The 18,639-nt window shown below is 42.8% G+C and carries 21 protein-coding genes; all 21 read left to right on the top strand.

Features of this window, described 5'->3' with window-relative positions:
• The first annotated feature begins 402 nt into the window (after positions 1-402).
• The 21 genes from CUU64_RS17445 to CUU64_RS17345 all read left to right on the top strand — a co-directional run bounded on the left by CUU64_RS17445 (position 403) and on the right by CUU64_RS17345 (position 18,543).
• Complete coding sequence (locus tag CUU64_RS17445; protein WP_101634916.1) at positions 403-1,170, top strand: DeoR/GlpR family DNA-binding transcription regulator; 768 nt, start codon at positions 403-405, stop codon at positions 1,168-1,170.
• Positions 1,171-1,216: 46 nt separating this feature from the next.
• Positions 1,217-2,476 (top strand): class-III pyridoxal-phosphate-dependent aminotransferase, encoded by a 1,260-nt coding sequence (locus CUU64_RS17440; protein WP_101634915.1) that lies wholly within the window; start codon positions 1,217-1,219, stop codon positions 2,474-2,476.
• A 159-nt stretch (positions 2,477-2,635) separates the two neighbouring features.
• Entirely contained in the window at positions 2,636-3,985 is a 1,350-nt protein-coding gene (gene eat, locus CUU64_RS17435; protein ID WP_101634914.1) for an ethanolamine permease, read from the top strand.
• An 83-nt stretch (positions 3,986-4,068) separates the two neighbouring features.
• On the top strand, positions 4,069-4,350 hold the full coding sequence (locus CUU64_RS17430) for a hypothetical protein (protein WP_101634913.1): 282 nt from the start codon (positions 4,069-4,071) through the stop codon (positions 4,348-4,350).
• Positions 4,351-4,405: 55 nt separating this feature from the next.
• Entirely contained in the window at positions 4,406-4,696 is a 291-nt protein-coding gene (locus CUU64_RS17425) for a BMC domain-containing protein (RefSeq protein WP_101634912.1), read from the top strand.
• 24 nt (positions 4,697-4,720) lie between these two features.
• A complete protein-coding gene (gene pduL, locus CUU64_RS17420) occupies positions 4,721-5,392 on the top strand; it encodes a phosphate propanoyltransferase (RefSeq protein ID WP_101634911.1) in 672 nt (223 codons plus the stop codon).
• Positions 5,389-6,033: a hypothetical protein gene (locus tag CUU64_RS17415; protein WP_101634910.1), complete on the top strand. Its 645-nt coding sequence runs from the start codon at positions 5,389-5,391 to the stop codon at positions 6,031-6,033. The genes pduL and CUU64_RS17415 overlap by 4 nt, the downstream gene beginning before the upstream one ends.
• Before the next feature lie 251 nt (positions 6,034-6,284).
• On the top strand, positions 6,285-6,557 hold the full coding sequence (locus CUU64_RS17410) for a EutN/CcmL family microcompartment protein (RefSeq protein WP_101634909.1): 273 nt from the start codon (positions 6,285-6,287) through the stop codon (positions 6,555-6,557).
• A gap of 5 nt (positions 6,558-6,562) precedes the next feature.
• Positions 6,563-6,835: a BMC domain-containing protein gene (locus CUU64_RS17405; protein WP_101634908.1), complete on the top strand. Its 273-nt coding sequence runs from the start codon at positions 6,563-6,565 to the stop codon at positions 6,833-6,835.
• 139 nt (positions 6,836-6,974) lie between these two features.
• Positions 6,975-7,316 (top strand): ethanolamine utilization microcompartment protein EutS, encoded by a 342-nt coding sequence (gene eutS / locus CUU64_RS17400; RefSeq protein ID WP_101634907.1) that lies wholly within the window; start codon positions 6,975-6,977, stop codon positions 7,314-7,316.
• Between the two features lie 22 nt (positions 7,317-7,338).
• Positions 7,339-7,836, top strand: coding sequence for a EutP/PduV family microcompartment system protein (locus tag CUU64_RS17395; RefSeq protein WP_180954656.1), 498 nt, complete (start codon positions 7,339-7,341; stop codon positions 7,834-7,836).
• Positions 7,837-7,902: 66 nt separating this feature from the next.
• Entirely contained in the window at positions 7,903-9,342 is a 1,440-nt protein-coding gene (locus tag CUU64_RS17390; protein WP_101634906.1) for an ethanolamine ammonia-lyase reactivating factor EutA, read from the top strand.
• A 30-nt stretch (positions 9,343-9,372) separates the two neighbouring features.
• The gene (locus tag CUU64_RS17385; protein WP_101634904.1) at positions 9,373-10,740 is read left to right on the top strand and encodes an ethanolamine ammonia-lyase subunit EutB; all 1,368 of its coding nucleotides are present in this window, start codon (positions 9,373-9,375) and stop codon (positions 10,738-10,740) included.
• Between the two features lie 13 nt (positions 10,741-10,753).
• Entirely contained in the window at positions 10,754-11,701 is a 948-nt protein-coding gene (gene eutC, locus CUU64_RS17380; RefSeq protein WP_101634903.1) for an ethanolamine ammonia-lyase subunit EutC, read from the top strand.
• A 13-nt stretch (positions 11,702-11,714) separates the two neighbouring features.
• On the top strand, positions 11,715-12,368 hold the full coding sequence (gene eutL, locus CUU64_RS17375) for an ethanolamine utilization microcompartment protein EutL (RefSeq protein WP_101634902.1): 654 nt from the start codon (positions 11,715-11,717) through the stop codon (positions 12,366-12,368).
• 80 nt (positions 12,369-12,448) lie between these two features.
• Positions 12,449-13,972: an aldehyde dehydrogenase family protein gene (locus CUU64_RS17370; RefSeq protein ID WP_101634901.1), complete on the top strand. Its 1,524-nt coding sequence runs from the start codon at positions 12,449-12,451 to the stop codon at positions 13,970-13,972.
• Between the two features lie 94 nt (positions 13,973-14,066).
• Positions 14,067-14,336: a BMC domain-containing protein gene (locus CUU64_RS17365; protein ID WP_101634900.1), complete on the top strand. Its 270-nt coding sequence runs from the start codon at positions 14,067-14,069 to the stop codon at positions 14,334-14,336.
• A 139-nt stretch (positions 14,337-14,475) separates the two neighbouring features.
• A complete protein-coding gene (mdh, locus tag CUU64_RS17360) occupies positions 14,476-15,438 on the top strand; it encodes a malate dehydrogenase (RefSeq protein ID WP_101634899.1) in 963 nt (320 codons plus the stop codon).
• 462 nt (positions 15,439-15,900) lie between these two features.
• Complete coding sequence (gene fabG / locus CUU64_RS17355; RefSeq protein WP_101634898.1) at positions 15,901-16,659, top strand: 3-oxoacyl-ACP reductase FabG; 759 nt, start codon at positions 15,901-15,903, stop codon at positions 16,657-16,659.
• Between the two features lie 39 nt (positions 16,660-16,698).
• Entirely contained in the window at positions 16,699-17,475 is a 777-nt protein-coding gene (locus tag CUU64_RS17350; protein ID WP_101634897.1) for a DeoR/GlpR family DNA-binding transcription regulator, read from the top strand.
• A 60-nt stretch (positions 17,476-17,535) separates the two neighbouring features.
• On the top strand, positions 17,536-18,543 hold the full coding sequence (locus tag CUU64_RS17345; protein WP_101634896.1) for a phosphotransferase enzyme family protein: 1,008 nt from the start codon (positions 17,536-17,538) through the stop codon (positions 18,541-18,543).
• Positions 18,544-18,639 lie beyond the last annotated feature (96 nt).

Below are 18,639 nucleotides of genomic sequence, written 5' to 3'. Positions count from 1 at the left end.
AAAACCCATGGAGAGATAAAATTTCACCATGGGTTTTCACCATTTTAAGAGGATTTTGAAACAGCTCAATTCAAGTATCAAATTCCCCTTTTTATAATCACTATTTTTTTACCTCCATAATATATTTGAAAGATGGAATAATAAATAACCCCCGACAACAACCGTATTGTTATCTCTAGCCCCTATTATCAAAATATTTCAAAAAGAAGCACTACTCCAGAATATCTAGTTCGAATAGGACATAAAATCAAAGTAAATCAACAAGAATTCCTAATGAAACCTCAGAAACCGTGTTGTATTTTGTGAATTTTGAAAAAGTAACTGACAGTTACCTGGTACGAGGTTTGCAGAAAAGAGAGTAAGTGTTATGTTACTCCCTTAATAAAATTGCAGGTGAAGCTGATGTCAATTCCATATGAGGAAAGGAAAAGGGTTATTGTTGATATTTTGGACCGGGATGAACGGGTTAGAATTACAGAGTTAACCAATTTGCTTGGTGTATCAGGCGAAACAATCCGTCGCGATCTTAACAGAATGGATAAAGAGCATTTACTCAAAAAGGTTCATGGAGGAGCTGTTAAACAAAGGGAGCGTTACCTTGAGCCTCCATTTGAGAAAAAACTGATGGTGAATGCGGATGGGAAACGTCGCATCTGTAAAGCAGCAGCCGGGATGGTTGAGGATGGGGACATTATTATGATTAGTCATGGAACAACAACTTCATATATGGTTCCGTACTTGGCTCAAAAGAAACATATTACAGTTGTAACATCATCGATTCATATTCTAATAATGTGCCTTGAAGGCTTTGAAGGAAAAGTAATTTTTAGTGGTGGAGAGATGGGCAGAGACCAGAAGCTTACAGCTGGGCCTATTGCCGAAAAGGTAATGATGCACATTAAAGCAAACAAAGCTTTTATAGCCCCAGGGGGCATATCTAAAAATAATGGATTAACGGATTATGACCTTTATGGGGCGAGTCTGTCACGAAAAATGATGGAACGGGCGGACGAAGTGATCATACTTGCTGACCATTCGAAGTTTGGTAAAACGACATTTGCCCATATATCACCACTCTTGGAATCAACGACGCTAGTGACTGACACCATCCTGTCTAGTGAATGGCGTACAATAATCGACTTGCTTGATATGAACATTGTGATAGGTTAAGTGACGCAATCAAAAAATCCAATCACGTTTTAAAGGAGTTAAGGACATGCTTAATTTAAACAAAGGGGAAGTTCTCAAAAAATCGATCGATTCGTGGAATCCAGGTAAAACGCGTCAATGGCAAGAGGATGGCATTGATTTTGTGATGGGAAAACGCGAAGGCTATTATGTATACGATATGCAGGGGAAAGAGCTCATGAATCTCCATTTAAATGGAGGAACGTTCAATCTGGGACACCGAAATCCGGAAATTATCCAAACGCTAAAAGAAGCAATGGATGAATTCGATATCGGGAATCATCATTTTCCAGCAATCGGGCGTGCGAAGCTGGCTGATTCTCTTGCTCGCTCCACTCCAAATAGTGTCAAGTATTCCATCTTCGCAAGCGGAGGCAGTGAAGCTATTGATGCAGCCATAAAATGTGCACGCTATGCCACAAAGCGTAAAAAGGTGGTTTCCATTCAAAATGGGTACCATGGCCATAGCGGATTAGCGGTTTCCCTGGGGCATGTTAGATACTCCGGGCCGTTTCTAAGCCAAGGTGAGCCGGGCTTATTTATCCAAGTGCCATTTAACGATCCCGATGCCATGGAAAAAGCACTCAATCAGGAAGATGTTGCTTGCGTCGTACTTGAAACGGTTCCAGCTACCTATGGATTTCCGATGCCGGCGCAAGACTACTTAAACACGGTGAAAAAGCTTTGTGAAAAATACGGTTCTCTTTACATAGCAGATGAGGTTCAAACAGGACTCATGAGAAGCGGAAAGCTCTGGGGAATTGAGCATTATGGAGTAGAGGCTGATATTCTTGTTACTGCAAAAGGGCTTAGTGGAGGCATCTATCCAATCGCTGCAACTGTTGTGAGCGAACGTGCGGGCGGATGGATGAATGAAGATGGCCTCGCACATATCTCGACATTCGGCGGAGCAGAGCTTGGCTGCGTGGTCGCAGACAAAGTGTTGGAGATTTCCCAGCGCCCAGACGTTGTCAAAAATGTAAACTATGTTTCTCGTTATTTGCGATCAGGCTTAGAGCAAATTAAGCAAAGGTATCCAGATTATTTTGTTGGAATCCGCCAGCTCGGTGTCATTATGGGACTAGAGTTCAGGGAACAAGATGCGGCCAAGGATGTTATGCGTGCTCTTTACAATAATGGTGTATGGGCGATTTATTCCATGCTGGACACGAAGGTGCTGCAATTTAAGCCTGGTTTATTGTTGGATAAGCCCTATTGTGATGAATTGCTAGAGCGCTGTGAAAAAAGCATTAAGGAAGCATCCAGGAAGCCTGCATTTAGTTATTAAACAGACGTATTGAAAGGGGGGAAGCCAGAAATCCATTGAACCTGATGTCAGACATAACAGTTGACCTTTCCGGTTAAAAACCTGTACAGAATAACCAGTCATACCATGGTAAGTACTCCAGGGCGTTGTATCGAGTAAGATTCAAAAGGAGGAAAGGAAATGGGAGGTTCAAACAATTTAGAACTTAAAAAGACATTGACACCTTTTCACCTGTGGGTAATTGGTGTAGGTATCGTAATCTCAGGGAATTTCTTTGGCTGGAACTATGGGTTGGCAGAATCAGGTTATGTTGGCATGTTAATAGCCACTTCAATTATGGGAATCATGTATTGGTTTATGTGCTTAGGAATCTCGGAACTGTCTACTGCTTTGCCTCATGCAGGCGGCCCCTATTCTTTTGCTAGACGGGCAATGGGTCCGCTCGCGGGTTACTTAACTGGCATAGGTGTCATTCTTGAATATGTGATCGCAGCTCCGACGATTGCCATTGGAATTGGCGCCTACATTAATTTCTTGTTTCCGGTTGTTAGTACCATCTTGGCAGCGGCGATCATGTATGTGTTTTTTATGGTGATCCACATTATCGGGATCAAGGAGTATGCAACAATAGAGGCAGTTTTAGTCTTTATTGCGTTAGCTCTGCTTGTCCTTATGTACTTTGTAGGATTACCTGAAATTCGGTTTGAGAAGCTTTTCGGCTCCGGGAATGATCCTCTGATTCCGAACGGGCTGAAAGGTGTATGGGCTGCGCTGCCGTATGCGATGTGGCTATTTTTAGCCATTGAGATGCTCCCGATGCTATCTGAAGAAACCCGTAATCCCAAAAAAGATATGCCGAAAGGGATTATCTCCGGAATTGTTACATTAATGATCCTTTCCGTCTTGACTACGACAGTTGCCATCGGGCTTGGCGGCATTGAAGTCATGAGTACGGCCAGTGACCCGCTTCCGTCGGCGATTGCAGCAGCATTCGGCAAAACCTACTGGTTAGCGCAAATTTTGGCTTCAATTGGTCTTGTGGGATTAATCGCCAGCTTCTCGGGTGTTATTCTGGCCTACTCGCGCCAAATCTTTGCGCTATCACGTGCAGGATATTTGCCTGCCAAGCTGGCTTCATTGCACAAGACCAGGAGAACGCCATATTTAGCGATCATTTTGCCTGGTATCATTGGGTTGGTTCTAGTCGTGTTATTCGATCCCAATGATTTAATTTTGATTTCAACCTTCGGAGCTCTTGTTTCTTATATTTCTATGAACCTCTCTGTCTTAATCCTTAGAAAAAAAGATCCAAATCTTCTACGTTCATACAAAACACCGCTATATCCCTTTACACCAATCGTTTCATTAGTGCTGGCGGTCATTTCTATCTTTGCGAGTGTGTTTGCAAACATTACCTTCTTCATGATCAGCATTGGAGTCTTTGTTGTAGCGATCATCTATTACTATGTCTGGGCCCAGCATCACATCAATAAGGATGCGCCTGAAGAGCAGGTTGACGACGCTGTATAAGTTATAAAACAGAAATGGCAAATAAGGTAAGCCGCGAACAGGCTTGCCTTTCCAGCTCTGACATTTGAAAGGGGGCTCCGACATTGGATAAGGAGTTAGTTGAAAGAATCACTAGGCTAGTACTTGAGCGTTTGGTGAACACCGAAGACCAATATACTGTGTCACTAGATGACAACGAATTGGAGGACTGGAATTCTTTGCATCTGGGCAATCCTTCAGAGGCCAAGTCCCATAACGGATATCTAAAGCCGCTTTCAGATGCCGAGGTTGAAGATTGGGCCCGATGTACCCACTCATATTCCTATAGCGTCCACTCAAAGTACAAGGAAAACGGCAATAAAGCTAGATTTATAAAATACTCTTAGCAGTCAGTTATAAAAAGAGTTATAAAACTATTACAGATTATAGGAGGAATCAGTTATGTCATCTTTTAATGGTGCACTTGGAATGATTGAAACGAAAGGGCTTGTAGGTTCCATTGAGGCAGCTGATGCCATGGTGAAGGCTGCAAATGTCAATATCGTAGGGAAGGTTCATGTTGGAGGCGGAATCGTAACTGTTCTGGTGACAGGTGATGTAGGCGCCGTAAAGGCCGCAACGGAGGCGGGCAGTGCAGCCGCACAACGAGTCGGCGAGCTTCTATCTGTTCATGTGATCCCTCGTCCTCATAATGAATTGATCGGGATTTTGCCAAAGGTCGGGGAGAACTAATAACAGTCTTAGAGGTGCTGCTAAATGGAAAGAATCGAACTTGATCATTTAGTTGATGAAATTGTAAAAAAGCTTTCCGTTACGGAAAACATCGATAAAAAGACGGCAGGCCGCCCAATCCCAATCGGAGTGTCAGCGCGTCACTGCCACTTATCGAAAGAAGATTTTGCTAAAATTTTCGGGAAAGAAGGTTCCCTTACAAAAAAAGGGGACCTCTTGCAACCCGACCAGTTTGCAGCAAATGAAACAGTAGCCATAGCAGGTCCTAAAGGAAGCATTGAAAAGGTAAGAGTACTCGGCCCATTCAGGAAACACACGCAAGTTGAGGTTAGCATATCCGATTCGGTAAAGCTTGGTCTAAAACCGCCGATTAGGGAGTCTGGGAATATTGCAAACTCATCACCTGTTACAATCATCGGCCCCAAAGGAAGTATTTATTTAGAGGAAGGACTTATCATTGCACAGGCACACATTCATATGTCTCCGAGTGATGCTGCGAGATTTCGTGTACAGGACGGGGATTTTGTCCGGGTGAAAATAAATAACGAAAGAAGGCCGATTTCATTCGAGAAGGTGAAAGTGCGGGAATCTCCCCACTACGTTCTCGAAATGCATATCGATACGGACGAAGCCAATGCGGCGAATGTTATTTCAGGAGATTTCGCGGAGTTAATCCGTACGAGTGATGTAATATGATAGATCCTAAACTAATTGAAAGTATTGTTAGAGAGGTCCTTGGCCAAATTGAAACGAACCGCGAATCTCCAAAATCAAGGCTTCTAGTCATCTCTAAACAAGGTGAAAGTATCGCTAAGGAGCTCAGCATTTTAGAGTCGTACTGGAATGTAGTAAGTGGGAATATCCAAGAAAATGATTCATTACCAGATGTACAGCAAGCTGTATTTCTGAATGTCGATCAAACTACCCTGGTAAAGGCAGCGCTTGGTTTTACTGATACTCTTGAAAATAAACGATTTGTTCAATTAATGACTATGGAGATACCGATATCTTTTGTACTTGATCAAACGTTGCAAAAATTGATCCAAACTGACGGAAACGAGCACAGATACTCAGGCTATCTAGAACATATTCGTGCCTATAAAAATACCATTGAAAGCTTTGGAGTCACATTTCTTCGACTGGAAGAACTAAAGCCGCTGAAAGAAAGTAAACCATCTCATGATCAGATTCAAAGGAAACCTTCCAAAACCCTCATTACCCAAGAAAAAGTAGACAATCATACCGGCACAGAGCTTGTGGTAAAACAAGGGACAATTATTACCCCGCTTGCGATGGATAAAGCTAGGGAGCTTGGTATCAAGATTACTTTTTTATAAGAACCTAACGCTTCAAGATGAATCCAGCAAAAAAGCTGAATGGCGGTCATTAAAGGGACTGAATGAGTCCTGATTTTAGTAATAGAAGGAAAAATTGTCAACAAAGAGGCTGAATGAATCTTAGTTTTGGAAATAAACGAAAAAAAGTGGCATCGAAGGGGTTGAATGATCCTGGATCCCCTTTTTAAGGTTAAATAGTGGATTCTAATCGTAGCACAAAGCCTTTATTTAAAGTCAGGGAGGCTTAAAGGATGGTCATTGGAACTGTAGTAGGGAGCATATGGGCCACCAGAAAAGAGGAGGGGCTAACAGGTTTAAAATTGCTAGAGGTGCACATAGATGGTTTCGAGCGGGACGCTGGCGCCACTGATTCCATTCTTGTAGCAGTGGACCGGATTGGTGCAGGAACCGGCGATAAAGTAATTGTGACACGAGGTACGCCCGCTTCAGCCTTTAACGAGCAGTCGGTGCCTATCGATGCGCTTATTATTGGAATTGTTGACCCTAAAGAACTGAAGGGATGAATGTCATGAGAAAAACTGTTGGAATGATTGAGACAATAGGTATTGCGACTGCCATTGAAGCAACGGACCGAATGCTAAAAACGGCTGATGTCAAGCTGTTTCAGGTGAATAAAACAGACCCGGCTCTCATAACAACCTATATTGCCGGTGACGTAACTGCCGTGTATGCAGCAATAGAAGTAGGTAAACAAACGGCAGAACAGACTGGTGCTCTGGTCGCTTATTCGGTCATTTCAGCAGCTGATGGTCAAACCCTTGAAAGATTGATCGTTGAATAGAACCCTTAAACTAAAGCTTACTGTAATCTTCATTTTTCTTGGATTACTATCCATTGTTTTTTATAAATTGCAGTTTCTCTTATTCACTTCAAATCTAGGCACACTTTAAGTGGTTTTTTGGGAAAGTAGGTGAAAAAAGTTGACAGAAGAAAAAAAACGTTTTATCCAAGAGTTTGTGCCCGGGAAACAAGTAACACTTAGTCACTTGATTGCCAATCCCGACCCAGACCTCTACGACAAGCTGGGCCTGGAGGAAGCGGGAGCTTTAGGAATACTGACGCTTACACCAAGTGAAACAGTGATAATAGCCGGGGATTATGCGACAAAGGCAGCAAGAGTCAAAATTGGATTTCTTGATCGGTTTACAGGAAGTCTTGTTTTGGTTGGCAGTGTATCAGAGGTGGAGACGGCTCTTGCTGAAGTGAATCATTTTTTGGCTCAGGCTTTACGTTATACTCCCACATTTCTTACAAAATCATGAAATGCTTGGAGTGATTCTGACTATGAAAAACAGGGCAATGCTAATCGGAGCCATTCGAGCTGGAAAAACAACACTGGGGCAAGTGTTATTAGGGAAGAAGGTAAAACCGCGAAAAACACAAAGCTTAATCTATTATGACTGGATTGTTGACACACCAGGCGAATACACAGAGAATCCCTTTTATTACAAAAGTATTATGACAACCATGTTAGAAGTCACTCATGTCCTTTTTATTCAGGACGCTACGAAAAAGGCTTCCATTTTTCCCCCAGGGTTCGCCGCAGGCATAAACAAGTTGATTATCGGAGTTGTCACCAAATGTGATCATGAGAATGCGGATGTTGATCGGGCAGTTGGGCATTTAAAAAAGGCGATAACAACCGGCCCTATAGTTGTTACGTCCTCTTATACAGCGATAGGAGTTCAGGAATTAAGAGAGCTTGTGGCATGCTCAAGTATCCAGGAGATGAGGGACTTTACAAAAGCATCACAGCCAGAAGCAGTTATTTTTCATGAATAATTCGGCTTTACGCACCAATATTTATTGTACCTTGAACTCATTGTAGTTTAGCAGGAGGATTTCCTAATGAGCGATATTCCTAAAGGCGAGTCCATGATCAGTGTTGGCATTGATATCGGAACGAGTACGACCAAACTGGTGATTAGTCGTTTTCTGCTAAAGAACACGGCGGGAGTTTCACGCGTTCCCTCGATTCACATCATTGACAGAGAGATTATTTACAAGAGTGCCATTTTTCGGACACCCTTATTGTCCAGGACAGAAATCGATATGGATGCCATTGAACAGATCATATTGGATCAGTATCGCGCGGCAGGCATATCGCCTCGGGCTGTTCAAACAGGAGCAGCGATTATTACAGGTGAGGCAGCAACGAAAGCAAATGCGGAGGAAGTGCTCTACCACCTTTCAAGTCGAAGCGGAGACTTTCTGGTGGCTGCAGCAGGTCCGGACCTGGAAGCCATTATTGCTGCTAAGGGATCGGGTCTATACGATGCATCTAGGCAGTCTGATAAAGTTTTTGCGAACATTGACATTGGCGGAGGTACAGCTAATATTGCTGTCTGCCAATATGGAAAATTGATAGGAACCTGTACGCTGCACATTGGCGGAAAACTAATAGAGTTTGAGAATCGAAAAATAAGCTATGTATCCCATCAGGTAAGGAAATCTTTTGACCTGATTGGAATTGATATCACAGAAGGAAGCCCTGTGGAAGATGAAAGTTTGAAAGCATTCAGCGTTCATTTAGCCGCTGTTCTTGCACGTGCCTTGCACAATCAGCTAAGGGCTGAAGATCAACCGTTTTTGCTCGGCCATCAGCCAAATTGGGACAAAAAGATTGATGTCATCACCTTTTCCGGAGGTGTAGCAGAATGTATGTATCGCTATGAAAACGATATACAAGATACAACCTCCTATGATGATATAGGGCTGCGGCTGGCAGAGTCCATTTTTGAAAATCCTCACTTGGCAGAATTTGAGTGGCGAAAACCGGACGCGACAGTTCGTGCGACGGTAATAGGAGCCGGGACACAAACAACGGAAATAAGCGGGGCAACTATTCAGGTCGAACCTTCATTACTGCCAATCCGAAATTTGCCTGTACATCGAATTGAATTTCGAAATCACTTCACGAATACTTTGGCTGTTATCGGTCAGGAAATAAAAAAAGGAACAAACCTATATGATCCATTTCATGAAGGCCAGAATTTTGCCCTTTATTTAGCAAACATTCCGCTCTTAGGCTTTCGGGAAATACATCAGCTCGCTGAAGTTCTTATTGAAGGAAACCGGTACAAAAAGAATCCTTCGCAGGTGTTGGTTCTTGTCCTTGAAAGAGATATGGCGAGAGCATTGGGACAATCCCTGCAGGTGAAAGATCCCAAACAGATGTGTATATGCATTGACCAAATTAAAGTGGAACACGGCGATTATCTGGATATCGGGAAACAGCTGCAATCAGGAGTTGTTCCAGTCGTAACGAAAACATTAGCCTTTCATTAATGGGACGTTCTGGTCAGGAGGTGGCAATTATTGAAGCTGCGTACAACACATATAGGCAAAGTATATTCTTTTCGTGATTTAAAGGAACTATTTGCAAAAGCGAATGAAGAAAAGTCAGGCGACCGTTTGGCCGGAATAGCTGCTGAAACCGTACAGGAACGAATCGCTGCCAAGGAAGTGTTAAGCACCTTAACACTGGCAGAAATACGGAATCATCCATTACTTTCTCCCGAGGAGGATGAAGTATCACGGATGATTGAGAATTCGCTGAACGAAAGAATCTATGCATCTATAAAAAATTGGTCTGTTTCTGAATTGAGGGAATACATCCTGTCGGATCGCACCGGAGATACCGAGTTAAAACGGATTAGCTATGGTCTTACTAGTGAGATGATCGCGGCAGTAGCCAAGTTAATGTCAAACATGGATTTAGTCTTTGCCGCAAATAAGATAGAGGTTTTAACAAAATCCAACATTACCATCGGACAAAAAGGGACACTCTCATCAAGACTCCAGCCAAATCATCCAACAGATGATGTAGCCGGGATTATGGCCTCTATTAAGGAGGGGCTTTCCTATGGAATTGGAGACGCGGTAATCGGGATTAACCCGGTCGATGACTCTGTTGAGAGTGTAAAAAGATTATTGCATGCCACACATGATTTTATTCGCAGCTGGAAGATTCCAACCCAAAACTGCGTGCTGGCACATGTGACAACCCAAATGAAAGCGATTAGACAAGGGGCACCTGCCGATATGATTTTCCAAAGTATCGCAGGAACGGAGAAGGCAAACCAGTCTTTCGGAATTACCGCCGAGCTATTATGGGAAGCGAATGAGCTGGTAAGGAAAGAGGGGACAGGCACAGGTCCGGAGCGTTTTTATTTTGAAACGGGCCAGGGCTCAGAGTTATCCTCAGAAGCTCATCACAATATCGATCAACTGACGTTAGAAGCCAGAAATTACGGATTTGCAAGATGCTATGATCCTTTTATCGTCAATACGGTCGTTGGGTTTATAGGTCCAGAGTATTTATATAATAATAAGCAAATTATCCGGGCAGGACTAGAGGATCATTTTATGGGGAAAATGCACTTGCTTCCTATGGGTGTGGATATTTGTTATACAAATCATGCGAAAGCGGATCAAAACGATATGGAAGATTTGGGCGTGTTATTAACCGCTGCGGGAGTGAATTTCGTGATTGCAGCTCCAATGGGGGATGACTGCATGCTCAATTACCAATCATTAAGCTATCATGATATTGCAACGTTGAGACAGACAATGAATAAGAGGGCAGCACCGGAATTTAACCGCTGGCTGATAGAGATGGGAATCCTTGAAAAGGAAGGCCGGTTAAGCGATATTGCCGGCAACCCAACTATTTTTAATAGGTAAAGGGGGTGGAGACATGGATGAACAGTTAATAGAAAAGATCACGAATATGATCGTATCTAAACTTTCCGAGAAGGAAGAAGCTGTAAGCCATGAGGTTGATGTCATTCCAAATGCCATTAACAATAACGAGAAGATGGAAAAGGGGAATCTTCCCGAGTTTGGCAGGGTCTTGGATGGAACAGGCGATGAAAGGGACGAACTGGAGTCAGAGCAGGATAGAATAGCAGAATGCCGGCTGAAAGAGGTTGAAGCTGTTCCTGAACAATGGCTCGAGATGCGAAAGAAAACACCGGCGCGAATTGGTGTTGGGAGGTCTGGACCACGGCCGCGAACCAATACATGGATTACGTTTCGATATGACCATGCAGCAGCGGTAGACACGGTTTCAGGTGAAGTGAGAGATTTCATATTGAAACAGCTTAAGTTGTTTTCCGTTACAACCCTGGCAGCCGATAAGGAAGTGTATATCAGGCGCCCCGATTACGGAAGAAGACTTTCCGAGGAAGCGAAACGAATAATAAAAGAAAAATGTGTGTACCGACCAACAGTTCAGATTATAGTAGCGGATGGACTGAGTTCAAAAGCCATAGAAGAAAATGTGGAAGATGTCTATCTATCCCTTCATCAATCACTGGTGAGCCTAGGCTTCGGGCTGGGAACATCCTTTTATATAGAACGAGGCAGAGTGGCAGTAATGGATGAAATTGGCGATTTATTGGAGCCGGAGGTTGTTGTTTTATTAATCGGAGAACGTCCGGGCCTGGTCAGTGCCGAATCTTTAAGCGCTTATTTATGCTATCAGCCGAGAATTGGCACAATTGAAGCGGATCGCATGGTGGTATCCAATATACACAAAGGCGGAATTCCGCCTGTTGAGGCTGGAGCATATCTTGGGATAGTTGTTGAAAAGATTTTGAGATATAAAGCTAGCGGAATTTCTCTTGTTCAAAAGGAAGAGTAAAGGAGAGCCCTGCATGAAGCTCAAGCCAGTTTACGCGCGAATTTTAGCGGTTCGAATCATTTCCAATGTTCATCCTGACATGATCAAGGAGTTTGAATTGCCTTCCGGGCACCACAGTATAGGAATATTTACCGTCACCATTGATGACGTTGGGATGGTGGCGTTGGATGAAGCAACCAAACAAGCCGATGTCGAAGCGGTTTATAAACATTCCTTTTATGCAGGTTCAGGGCATGCGTCAGGACCATTGTCCGGAGAATTTATTGGAATTTTATCTGGTTCCAATAATGAAGAAGTAAAAAGCGGGATGGATGCAGTTATCGAAACAGTGAACGGACATGCATATTTTGAAGCACTTAATGAAGACCCCTCCCATGCTTTTTTTGCTCATGTGGTTCCCCGTACAGGCAAGCTGCTGTCAAAAGAGGCTGGCATTAAAGAGGGGGAAGCGATCGCCTATCTAATTGCACCCCCGCTTGAAGCGATGTTCGGGATTGATGCAGCCTTAAAAGAAGCGGAAGTAGAATTGAAGTCCCTATTTAAACCACCTTCTGAAACCAACTTTGGCGGCGGGCTCTTGACCGGGTCTCAATCTGCATGTGAGGCTGCAGCGAATGCTTTTCGGGAAGCAGTAAAACAGGTTGCCCTGAAACCAAAGCATATGTAAGGCTCTATTAGGATTATTTTGTTCCTTAAAGTAAGGAAAATCATAACCGACGCTAAATTTAAATAGGAAGGTGATAAAAAATGAGTTTTGATCAAGACCTTCTATCCATACAGGAAATGAGAGACGCTGTTACAAAAGCACATGAAGCGCAAAAAGTGTATGAGACCTTCTCACAGCAGCAAGTCGATCAGATCGTAAAAAAAGTCGCCGATGCTGCTTTCCGTGATTCCGAAAGACTTGCTGTCATGGCAGTTGAAGAAACGCGAATGGGAGTCGCTATTCACAAGAAAATGAAAAATCAAGTAAGTTCCCGCGACGTGTATGAGTCTATAAAAGATGAAAAAACAATCGGGATTATTCATCGAGACCATGTGTCGAAAGTAACGGAAATTGCTTATCCGTTCGGGGTCGTGGCAGCGATTATTCCAACGACCAATCCTACGTCAACTGCGATTTATAAAACCTTGATCGCTTTAAAAAGCGGTAACGCGATCGTCGCGAGTCCGCATCCGCGAGCAGCCAACTGTACAATTGAAGCGTTAAAAGTGTGCAATAGTGCGGCGATAGAGGCTGGGGCACCAGAAGGATTGATCGGCTGGATTTCAAAGCCGTCTTTAGAAGCAACCGAACAGTTAATAAAACACAGACTGACGAATGTCATTCTAGCCACAGGCGGGGTAGGACTGGTAAGAGCGGCTTACAGCTCAGGAAAACCGGCATATGGAGTGGGGCCGGGAAATGTACCTGCCTATATTGAAAAAACGGCCAATATAGCTAAGGCTGTGAAGAATATTATCGACAGCAAAACCTTTGATAATGGGACGATATGTGCGACTGAACAAGCGATTGTCGTAGATCAAAATGTCAAGGAAGTCATGATTCGGGAGCTCAAAAAAAATCACGCTTATTTTGTTGAAGGTGAAGAGAAGAGAAAGGTGGAAAAGATCATCTCGCCAATGATCGGTCAGTTAAATCCACATATTGTCGGGAAATCAGCCCTTGAAATTGCGGATATGGCCGGGATTAAGATACCGGAGGACACTCGGGTCATTATTGCAGAAGAGGACCGACTTGAAAAATCAGCCCCTTTTTCGATTGAAAAGCTTTCGCCCATCCTGGCTCTTTATACGGCAGCAAACCACGAAAAGGCTAAGGAAATTTGTATTGGATTGTTGAACCTTGGCGGTAGAGGACATAGTTTATCTATCCACACGAATGATTTTCAAGTTGCAGAAGAATTTGCTAGTGCCATGCCTGTCTCCCGGATCATGGTAAATACCTTAGCATCTATTGGTGCGGTGGGCGCAACAACCGGTTTGAAGCCTTCCTTTACTCTCGGATGCGGTTCTTATGGCGGGAATATTACATCTGATAACATTTCAGCTCGGCACCTCATCAACATTAAACGACTGGCCTTTGTCACAAAAGAGGCCACCATTCCACAAGAATCCACACGGCCAATTTTTTCTGTGAATAGTGAAGTGGAAAAGGTTCAAGAGATTGTTGGCAATGTCCTGGCGAATCTGAAGATGGATAAAAAATCAATGGACAAGAACGACTTAACGCGTCTAGTGCAGAAGGTAGTTTCACAGATTCAAAAATAATGAAAGCACCATGGCCTTGACCGAATTCTTAGACGGAAACTGAGATATATGGCCGAAATGAGGTATCGGGGAAGGATGAAAGGGTGGTGAAAAGGTGAGTAAAGCGCTTGGCATGATTGAAACCAGGGGACTAATAGCCTCCATCGAAGCGGCAGATGCCATGGTGAAGGCAGCCGATGTAACGCTTGTGCGGCAAGAAAAGGTTGATGCAGCATTAGTGACTATTGTTGCAGAAGGCGATATAAGTGCTGTAAAGGCGGCTGTAGAAGCGGGAACAGAGGCGGCAAACCGGTTTGGACTGGTGGTATCTCATTTAATTATCCCTAATCCGGATGCGGAAACCAAAGAACTTATTTTAAAATAGGAACCAGTAAAGAACGGACCCTACTAAATAAAAGAAAATGTAAACAAGAGATTGAACGCGGGCGTGCGGTAAGTAAAAAATGAAGTTCCGGAGCAGGTGAACTTTCAATTCCAGGTTATACGGATAGAGGTGAATGGCGATGAAGACGTTTCAAAGAAGAAAATTGGCCGTGATCGGAGCTGGTCATACTGGAGCGACCTCTGCTCTAATGCTGGCCCAAAAAGAGTTGGGGGATATCATACTGGTTGATATACCGGAAATGGAAAAACCGTCAAAGGGAAAAGCGCTGGATATGCTGGAAGCAGGGCCTATGGAAAAATTTAATGTTTCGATTAAAGGAACATCTGATTACGCCCATATCCAGAATGCAGACATGGTCATTATTACTGCAGGCATTGCCAGAAAGCCCGGGATGAGCCGTGAGGACCTCGTCCTGAAAAATAAAGAAATTATGGTCCAGGTTTCCAAGAAGATAAAAGAATACGCACCAGACAGTTATATACTTGTATTGAGTAATCCGGTCGATGTAATGACTTATACATGTTTTAAAACAACGGGTTTCCCTAAAAATCGTGTAATCGGTCAATCAGGCGTGCTTGATACAGCTCGTTTTAAAACTTTTGTTGCAGAGGCACTGAATATTTCTGTGGAAGATGTTACAGGGTTTGTTCTTGGCGGGCACGGTGACAGCATGGTACCGCTCATCCGCTATTCCAATGTGAGCGGTATTCCTCTGGAACAACTCATGTCCAGAGAACAAATTGAAGCCATCATTAAAAGAACAAGAACCGGTGGAGGAGAAATTGTAGAGCTTCTTGGAAACGGAAGTGCCTACTATGCTCCTGCTGCTTCCCTTATTGAAATGGTGGAGGCTATTATCAAAGATAAGAAACGAGTCCTGCCTGTCATTGCCTATTTGGAAGGTGAATATGGCTACAATGATTTATTTCTTGGGGTGCCAACCGTACTTGGGGGCAGCGGGATTGAAAGTATCATAGAACTCCCTCTCACGCATGCAGAAATGGCACAGCTTGATATTTCTGCCAACGATGTGAAGAAGATGGTGCAAATCCTTTCTTGGGACGAGGGGACCGGTTCCTAGTCCCAGTTTTTTTCGGAAAAAGAGACAGTACCTAACCAAAGTTCTCTTTGAATGAAAATCCTTCTGTGGCATCAAGAAGAAAAAGTTTCACGCAGTAACCTCATAATATTCCACTTGCTGTTTCCTGCTTGTTCGATACAATCCAGACTAGAGTTTTTCCTGCCTATTATCTTTCAAGCTTATTTTTTAATCCCCTAATGAACATAAAATCGGAAAGTGCACTTTTGGAGTTCATTTTTCCCATCCATAAACTAGGGTGATCATTCCGGCCCACTGTCCTGCCATCCCTTATGCAAAGTATCTGGTTGCCCGGGGGATATTTTGCTACCTTGAGGCATACACATTACTAATATTTGAAATCCACAACATCAAACATCAATCCAAGAGAACAAAAACTGAATAATGGCCGTAAGCTGTGGCTTTTCAATGGTACCTTAATAATCAAGAAAAGGAGTGTTGTTTGTGTATCAATCAGTTAAAGGAAAAACGGTCATCGTTACTGGCGGCAGTAAAGGAATTGGAAAGGGAATTGCAAAAACGTTTGCTGATCAGGGGGCAAGTGTTGTAATTGTAGCTCGTAATCTGGATATGGCTGAGGCTTGTGTTGGTGAATTAGGCGGAGATAATGGAAATGTTTATGCGATTTGCGGTGATGTTACTGATCGTGAATCCATGGCGGGTGTAGCGAAAGAGGTTTTTGAGAGGTTTGGAAGTGTGGATGTATTATGTGCAAATGCTGGAATATTCCCTTCGGCAAATCTTGAAGTTATGACGAATGAAGATTGGGATCTAGTCATGAATACAAATGCAAAGGGGACTTTTCATGCAGTACAGGCCTGTATTCCCTACTTAAAACAAGCAGAATATGGCCGAATCGTCATTACTTCGTCGATAACCGGACCTGTCACAGGTTATCCAGGATGGTCCCACTATGCGGCAAGCAAGGCGGCACAATTAGGTTTCATGAGAACTGCTGCTTTGGAATTGGCTGGTAAAAACATTACTGTAAATGCAGTATTGCCGGGTAACATTTTAACTGAAGGCTTAGAAGGCTTGGGTGATGATTATTTACAAGAGATGGCCGCATCTATTCCAATGAATAAGCTAGGCACTGTAGAAGATATTGGATATGCGGCACTTTTTTTGGCTACAAAGGAAGCGGGATTTATAACCGGTCAAACGATTATTGTTGATGGTGGACAAATCTTACCAGAAAACTAATTTACTGCTTATCTCAATTCATAGTAGGTGGTCCCAGATATGTCAATCTCATTTGAAGAAAGAAAACTTACAATATTAGCTGCATTAGATAAAGAAGAAAAGGTGTACGTTAGACAGCTGGCCAATCAGTTTAGGGTATCGGATGAAACAATCCGCCGTGATTTAGACCGTTTAGAAAAGGAAGGATTCCTTAAGAAAGTATATGGTGGAGCTGTCAAAATGAAGATCCAAAATTGGGAACTACCCTTTGATGAAAAAACCACTATTCATAACCAGGAAAAACAGGCCATTTGTAAAGCCGCTGCCAATTTAGTTGAAGATGGCGATATTATAATGATCGGGAATGGAACCACTCCTTTAGAAATCGTTCGCTATTTGGCGCACAAAACAGATATCACCCTGATTACTCATTCAATGCCTGTGATGCTCCTTGCAATGGAGTTCTTTAAAGGACGTATCATTTTTATAGGCGGGGAATTCGAAAAAAATCAAAAATATACGAGTGGTCCCTTAACAGAAAGAATGCTTGAGATGATGAAGGCAGATAAAGCGTTTATTTCTGCCGGAGGGATATCTACGATAAACGGTATTACTGATTATGATCTAAGCGGTTCAAGTGTATCGCGTAAAATAATTGAACGTGCGGATCAGGTTATTATTTTGGGTGATCACTCCAAATTCGGTCAAACGACTTTCGCACATATGTGTTCTTTAACGGAGGTATCCATGATTATCACAGATAAGAATTGTCCAAATGAGTGGAAACACATCCTTGCTAAAATGGAAATAGAGCTTTTAATTGCAGATCCTTTATAAGCAGTTTTCAAATGTAAGACCAATAGATTTTGATAATACTAGATAAAAGGGGGCTATAAAATGAGCGATCCTTCCGTAGATTCTTTAAAAGAATCTTTAGACAAATTTAATTCCATTGCAAAAAAGGCAGTAAATCATTTCAGCTTTTTAATACCGTATCATATTGATCTTTTGAATTATTCCGAGAATGCGACCTATATTATAAAGAATCCAAAAGATACTAGTGAAAAATATATATTACGGGTAGGGCGTCCTGGATATCATACGAAAACTGAAGTGGAAAGTGAACTGCAATGGCTGCAATCGATTGATCAGCATTCTGAACTGAAAGTGTCGCTTCCAATTTTCGGGGATAACGGTGAATATGTTCAGGTTGTTGAACATGATCATGAAGAATTCTATTGTACCCTTTTTACGTTTCTGGAAGGCAATGCCCCGGAGGAAGATAATGAAAGCACTTTAATTCAACAATTTGAAAGGCTTGGTACCATTACCGCACAGTTGCATGAGCACAGTGTCAGATATCAAGATAGCCTTCAAAACATAACACGTTTAACATGGGATTACGACACGATTTTAGGATCGGACCCCAAATGGGGAAGATGGCAGGATGGCTTGGCAATTACGCCTGAGAGACTACAGCTTTATGAAAAAGTATCAAATAAGATTAAAAAAAGGCTGAAGCAGTTTGGAAAAAATCATAATCGATATGGGTTAATCCATTCCGATATGCGGCTGGCCAATTTACTTGTGGACCGGGATCAAATCAAGGTCATTGACTTCGATGATTGCGGCTTTGGCTGGTTTCTATATGACTTTGCCACGTCCTTAAGTTTTATTGAACATAAACCGTATGTACCTGACTTAATCTCTTCATGGTTAAAAGGGTATCGTAAAGTCCGTTCTCTATCCAGGGAGGAAGAACAAGAAATTCCTACTTTTATTATGATGCGGAGATTGCAGTTAATTGCCTGGATTGGAAGCCGTGATAACGAAACTACTCGAGAGTTAGGAAGTGGCTTCACCGTGGAAACTGACGTCCTGGCTATGAATTATTTGAAAAAATAGATTTGAATGAAAGCCCTTACATTTAATTCAGGTAGATAGACTGAGACGCTGTAACCAGTAAATACCTCAGGAAGGATAGATAATCCAAGACTCTGC

Origin of the sequence: Bacillus sp. V5-8f (genome assembly GCF_002863565.1) — a bacterium.
Lineage (GTDB): Bacteria > Bacillota > Bacilli > Bacillales > DSM-1321 > Peribacillus.
The sequence above is the reverse complement of the archived record's forward strand: the minus strand, read 5'-3'. Positions and strand labels throughout refer to the sequence as shown.